Genomic DNA, 5,036 nt, shown 5'->3' with positions numbered 1-5,036 from the left:
CGCTTATCCGCGATGAACCTAAAAAAAGCCCCAGTCTCTCGACTGGGGCTTTGCTTTTTCCCGATGGTAGATTTCGTGCTAGCGAAAACCTATCCCATAACTAACATCTTGCTTATGCGTTAGCTTTTTCTTTCTTAGCTTTTGGTGCTGCTTCTTTCGCTACTTGGTCTGCTTTCTTTTTGATAACAGTTGTACCTTCGAAAGTTTCGCCTTCAACGAATGCTTTACCGTAGTAAGAAGCCATTAGTACTTCTTTTAGCTCTGTGATTAGAGGGTAACGTGGGTTCGCACCAGTACATTGGTCATCGAACGCTTCAACCGCTAGCTCGTCTAGTTTCGCAACGAAATCAGACTCTGCAACGCCTGCTGCTTGAATCGACAGCGGGATGTCTAGGTCACCTTTCAGCTCTTCTAGCCATGCTAGTAGACGTTCAATTTTCTGAGCAGTACGGTCACCAGCTTGGCTTAGGCCTAGGTGGTCAGCAACTTCAGCGTAACGACGACGTGCTTGTGGACGGTCGTACTGAGAGAATGCAGTCTGCTTAGTTGGGTTATCGTTCGCGTTGTAACGTACAACGTTCGAGATTAGTAGCGCGTTAGCAAGGCCGTGTGGTAGGTGGAACTCAGCACCAATCTTGTGCGCCATTGAGTGACAAACACCTAGGAATGCGTTCGCAAACGCGATACCAGCGATAGTTGCCGCGTTGTGTACTTTCTCACGAGCGATTGGGTCGTTTGCACCGTTTGCATAGCTTGATGGTAGGTATTCTTTAAGCATCTTAAGTGCTTGTAGAGCTTGACCATCAGAGTATTCGTTAGCAAGAACAGATACGTAAGCTTCTAGAGCGTGAGTTACAGCATCGTAACCACCGAATGCTGTTAGAGACTTAGGCATGTTCATTACTAGGTTAGCATCAACGATAGCCATGTTTGGCGTGATTTCGTAGTCAGCTAGTGGGTACTTAGCACCAGTCTTGTCGTCTGTAACAACCGCGAATGGAGTAACTTCAGAACCCGTACCTGAAGTTGTAGTGATACATACAAGCTCAGCTTTTTGACCCATTTTAGGGAACTTGTAGATACGTTTACGGATGTCCATAAAGCGCATTGCTAGTTCTTCGAAGTGAGTTTCTGGGTGCTCGTACATTACCCACATGATCTTAGCTGCATCCATCGGTGAACCGCCACCTAGAGCTAGGATTACGTCAGGTTGGAAGCTCTTCATTGCTTCTGCGCCTTTCTCAACAACAGATAGTGTTGGATCCGCTTCTACGTCGAAGAATGTTTGAACTTCGATGCCTTGCTCTTTAAGCAGTTTAACTACTTCGTCAGCGTAACCGTTGTTGAATAGGAAACGGTCAGTTACTAGGAATGCGCGTTTCTTACCTTCTAGGTCGCTCATTGCGATTGGAAGGCTACCACGACGGAAGTAGATAGACTTAGGTAGTTTGTGCCATAACATGTTTTCAGCTCGCTTAGCTACAGTTTTCTTGTTGATAAGGTGCTTAGGACCAACGTTTTCAGAGATAGAGTTACCACCCCATGAACCACAACCTAGAGTTAGAGAAGGTGCTACGTTGAAGTTGTAAAGGTCACCGATACCACCGTGAGTAGTTGGGATGTTTACAAGGATACGTGCAGTCTTCATCTTGTCACCGAAGTAACGGATGCGGTCTGCGTTAACGTCTTGGTTAGTGTAAAGGCCAGATGTGTGACCGATACCACCGATTTCAACCATTGTTACTGCTTGAGCAACTGCGTCTTCGAAGTCGTCAGCGCGGAATAGACCAAGAGTTGGAGATAGTTTCTCGTGAGCGAATTCATCATCGTAAGAAACTTTACCTAGGCCTTCACCTACAAGTACTTTTGTATCAGCAGGAACTTTAACACCAGCCATTTCAGCGATTGCTGGAGCAGGTTGACCTACGATTTTCGCGTTTAGTGCGCCGTCGATAAGAAGTACTTTACGTACTTTATCAGCGTCAGATTTAGATAGAACGTGAGCTTTGTGAGAAGCGAAACGCTCTTTCACTTCGTCGTATACTTCACCAACTACGATTGCAGCTTGCTCAGAAGCACATACTACGCCGTTATCGAAAGTCTTAGACATAAGGATAGAAGCAACAGCACGTTTGATGTCAGCTGTTTCATCGATAACTACAGGAACGTTACCTGCACCTACACCGATTGCTGGCTTACCAGAAGAGTATGCTGCTTTAACCATGCCTGGACCACCAGTTGCAAGGATTAGAGCGATACCGTCGTGCTTCATAAGAGCGTTAGAAAGCTCTACAGATGGTTGGTCGATCCAACCGATGATGTCTTTTGGAGCACCCGCTGCTACTGCTGCATCTAGAACTAGTTTCGCTGCATCGTTAGTTGAGTTCTTCGCACGTGGGTGTGGCGAGAAGATGATGCCGTTACGAGTTTTTAGAGAGATTAGAGATTTGAAGATTGCTGTAGAAGTTGGGTTCGTTGTTGGAACGATACCACAGATGATACCTACAGGCTCTGCGATAGTCATCGTGCCTAGGTTGTCATCTTCTTCCAAGATGCCACATGTTTTTTCATCTTTGTATTTGTTGTAGATAAATTCTGAAGCGAAGTGGTTTTTGATTACCTTATCTTCAACAATACCCATTCCAGATTCAGCAACTGCTTGTTGTGCCAGTGGGATACGAGCATGGTTAGCTGCAAGAGAAGCTGCGCGGAAGATTGCGTCTACTTTCTCTTGTGAGAACGTTGCGAATTCTTCTTGTGCTGCTTTAACGCGTGCTACTAGAGCATCTAGTTCAGCTAAGTTAGTTACAGGCATGGTGGATCTCCTAAAATAATAAATATTAAAAACTTTTTAGTAAGGCTATTGTCTTTCGTTTTGACTGTTTATCAGCGTTTTAACTAACAACCATCTTAGTAAATTGTTTTCAGGGCTGAGTATAATATTTCAGAGTGTGAAAAAAATTGACTTGGATCAGTTCTCACAACTGAAATACCCCCAAAGTAGTGGTTTACCACAACAAAACCAGCTAAATAATTGATAAACAAACAAATTAAGCTTAATTTTTAATTGCACAAAAAAGAAGCAAACGAACTAAAAAATAAAAGAAACAACAACAATCTGTAAAAAAGTTTCATTTTTAGCCAACAAAATTACATGTGGACCCTAATTTTTGTGCTACTGAGAGTATATCGAATGCGTCATATCTCTCTACAAACCATCCTTCTTTTTGTGAAAAATGTGCGAATGTTAACGTTTGTGTAAATCAGTTCAGGTTCTCACCAGTCTTCTACGTAACAATTCGTTTCCAGAATGCATACATTTCTTTCAATAATTAGTTTTTCTCACAAATACTAGCCCAAATACGTTAGTTTTTTTCATTTCTTCCCAACGCACTTTTGCCTTACATTACCGCCTAAAATTACCCCCTCTCTTTTTCACTATTGTGAACGTTTACGAGTAAGCAACATGCAGACTTTAGAGTTAGCTATTTTCCTACAGTTTTTCCTCGGTTTGGTCGCCGCAGTTAACCCGGTAGGCATCATGCCTGTTTTTGTGTCTTTGACTGGGCATATGACGCCAGAAGAGAAAAGCAAAACCGCTACAACGGCCAATATTGCTGTCGCGAGTATTCTGATTATTTCTTTATTTGCTGGTCAGTTGTTGCTGGACATGTTCAGTATTTCGCTCGATTCGTTTCGCGTAGCTGGCGGTTTACTGCTTCTAAGCATCGCATTTTCGATGATGAGTGGTAAGTTGGGTGAAGATAAGCAAAACAAGCAAGAAAAGACGGAATACGTAAGCCGTGAGCAAATTGGTGTCGTACCACTTGCCATGCCGTTAATGGCAGGTCCAGGTGCAATTAGCTCAACCATCGTTTACGGTGCACGCTACCCTAGCGCGCTGGATACAGTTGGTATCAGCTTAACGATCGTTTTGTTTTGTTTCTGCTCTTGGTTACTGTTCCGCTCCGCGCCTTTAATTGTGCGTTTCCTTGGACAAACTGGCATCAACGTGATCACTCGTATTATGGGCCTAATCCTCGGCGCGCTTGGTATTGAGTTTATCGCGAACGGTCTAAGAAACCTGTTTCCTGGTTTAGCCTAAGTTTCTTAACTTCTGGTATGATGTTGCAATCCGTTTCATTTTAACGTCGATAGTGCAACATCATGCCTCGCAAGTCTCTAAAGCATCATTTATATGTGATTATTTTCGGTACTCATACTCGTGCCGGACGCATCTTTGATATCGCGCTGATCGTCGCGATCATCGCATCTCTCGTGGTTCTTATTCTGGAATCTCTGCCGACTGTAATGACAGAATGGTCGCAAGAGTTGCGCTACGTGGAATATACTTTCACCGCTTTATTCACCATTGAGTATCTGCTGCGACTGTATTGTTCGCCCAAACCTAAGTCCTACGCCACCAGCTTTTATGGTGTCGTCGATCTCTTAGCGATACTGCCAACCTACTTAGCTATCATCTTCCCTGGCGCTTCCTTTATGGGGGTCGTTAGACTGCTGCGTGTTATGCGCATCTTCCGTATTTTAAAGTTAGTTCGCTATTTGCAAGACTCGAATATTTTATTGCGCTCCCTTTTAATGGCGCGACGCAAGATTATTATCTTCTTTAGTACGGTGGGAATTCTCGTCACCATCTTTGGTGCGTTGATCTTCGTAATTGAAGGACCACACAACGGTTTTACGAGTATCCCAAAAAGCATCTACTGGGCGATTGTGACGATTACTACGGTAGGCTATGGCGACATGGTGCCGCAAACGCATCTCGGTAAAGCAATCGCGTCATTAACTATGTTGCTTGGTTATTCGATATTGGCAGTTCCAACCGGGATTATTACCGCAGAACTGAGCAATGAGATGAATGCTCACAAAGAGCTTGTGAAATGCCCCAACTGCAATCGCTCCGGTCATGATTCTGATGCGATGCACTGCAAGCATTGTGGTAGTGAGCTGGCAGATCCTGATAATCGCGTCGTCAGAGCGGATGAGGAAGATTAGAATCGGGAATCGGGAATCGG

At 44.1% G+C, this 5,036-nt stretch carries 3 protein-coding genes; 2 read left to right on the top strand and 1 reads right to left on the bottom strand.

Features of this window, described 5'->3' with window-relative positions; genetic code table 11:
• Positions 1-112 precede the first annotated feature (112 nt).
• Positions 113-2,815 carry a bifunctional acetaldehyde-CoA/alcohol dehydrogenase gene (gene adhE / locus BCT11_RS24835; RefSeq protein ID WP_038869217.1) on the bottom strand — a complete coding sequence of 901 codons (2,703 nt, stop codon included), beginning with the start codon at positions 2,813-2,815 and terminating at the stop codon, positions 113-115.
• Between the two features lie 651 nt (positions 2,816-3,466).
• Between adhE and BCT11_RS24830 the strand changes: the two genes are divergently transcribed.
• Together BCT11_RS24830 and BCT11_RS24825 are read left to right on the top strand one after the other, a co-directional pair.
• The gene (locus BCT11_RS24830) at positions 3,467-4,105 is read left to right on the top strand and encodes a YchE family NAAT transporter (protein ID WP_038869216.1); all 639 of its coding nucleotides are present in this window, start codon (positions 3,467-3,469) and stop codon (positions 4,103-4,105) included.
• Positions 4,106-4,167: 62 nt separating this feature from the next.
• Positions 4,168-5,016 (top strand): ion transporter, encoded by an 849-nt coding sequence (locus BCT11_RS24825; protein ID WP_038869214.1) that lies wholly within the window; start codon positions 4,168-4,170, stop codon positions 5,014-5,016.
• Positions 5,017-5,036 lie beyond the last annotated feature (20 nt).

It is taken from the genome of Vibrio sp. 10N.222.52.B12, from assembly GCF_002875385.1.
Classification (GTDB): Bacteria; Pseudomonadota; Gammaproteobacteria; order Enterobacterales; family Vibrionaceae; genus Vibrio; species Vibrio jasicida.
The sequence above is the reverse complement of the archived record's forward strand: the minus strand, read 5'-3'. Positions and strand labels throughout refer to the sequence as shown.

Excerpts from the sequence above, each read along its gene's own strand:
- BCT11_RS24830 (WP_038869216.1), top strand. The coding sequence starts at position 3,467 with ATGCAGACTTTAGAGTTAGCTATTTTCCTACAGTTTTTCCTCGGTTTG.
- adhE (WP_038869217.1), bottom strand. The coding sequence starts at position 2,815 with ATGCCTGTAACTAACTTAGCTGAACTAGATGCTCTAGTAGCACGCGTT.
- BCT11_RS24825 (WP_038869214.1), top strand. The coding sequence starts at position 4,168 with ATGCCTCGCAAGTCTCTAAAGCATCATTTATATGTGATTATTTTCGGT.